Origin of the sequence: Humitalea rosea (assembly GCF_003253705.1) — a bacterium.
GTDB lineage: Bacteria > Pseudomonadota > Alphaproteobacteria > Acetobacterales > Acetobacteraceae > Humitalea > Humitalea rosea.
The window spans coordinates 1-1,086 of the sequence record NZ_QKYU01000072.1 but is presented as its reverse complement, the minus strand read 5'-3'; the positions used below and the strand labels follow the sequence as shown (position 1 = coordinate 1,086).

General features: G+C 64.6%; 1 pseudogene. It reads left to right on the top strand.

Features of this window, described 5'->3' with window-relative positions:
- Positions 1 to 73: 73 nt before the first annotated feature.
- Positions 74 to 1,086: pseudogene (locus C8P66_RS23410) on the top strand (IS1595 family transposase); the annotation flags it as partial.

The following is a 1,086-nucleotide window of genomic DNA, read 5'->3' as shown; positions in this document are numbered from 1 at the left end:
CGTGCCTATCCGGTTGAGGCAGGCAGCTACCAGGGCTAGTGTGGGCCGCTGAACAGGATTGGCGAGGCGCGTCATGATCGCCATGGACATCGCCCAGCGTGACGGTCTGGCTTTTCCTCGATCGCTCCCTGAGTTCCAGCGGCAGTTTCCCAATGACACGGCGTGCGCAGCTTATCTTGAGCACGCCCGCTGGCCTGACGGCTTTATCTGCCGGCATTGCGGCGCGGTCGGCGAACCCTTGCGCATCGTCACCCGACCCGGCGTTCTGGAATGCCGCGGGTGCCGTCGCCAAACCGGTCTCCTGGTCGGCACGGTCATGGAGCGCAGCCACACGCCTTTGAGGACATGGTTTTGGGCCGCCTATCTGGTCGCCAGCCAGACCCCCGGCATGTCGGCGGTGCAGTTCCAGCGGCAGCTTGGGCTGACGCGATATGAAACCGCCTTCGGAATCCTGCACAAACTGCGCGCTGGTATGGTGCGGCCCGATCAAGACCAGATCGGCGGCACGGCGGGCGAGCATGTCGAAGCCGACGAAACATGGGTCGGCGGACCGACGCGCGGCGAGGGCCGAGGCGTCCACCACAAGACGCTGGTTGCCGCTGCTGTTGAAGTTCGCCACCGAAAGCCCGGCACCGCGCAAGACAAGCGCAAGGACGGCCGCTTTGCCGGTCGCGTTCGCCTCGCCGTCGCCTCCGACCGTAGTGCCGATGCCCTGGGCGGGTTCATCGAGAGCGCCGTCATGCCGGGCTCGCTGATCGTCACCGACGATTGGAGCGGCTATGGTGGCCTGCGAGCACGCGGCTATGACCATCACGCCATTGCCGAATGCGGCGATCCCGCGGTGGCCGAGGAGTTCATGCCGATCATCCACCTCGTCTTCAGCAATCTGAAGACCTGGCTCAACGGCATCCACCACGGCGTGAGCGCCAAGCATCTGCAAGCCTACCTCAACGAGTTCACGTTCCGCTTCAACAGGCGCTTCTCCCGTTCAATGCCTTCCGTTCGCTGCTCGGTATCGCCGGCAGAGTTCAGGCGCCGACCTACGCCGAGCTATATTCCGGCGCTTGGACGCACCCTACATGTGGT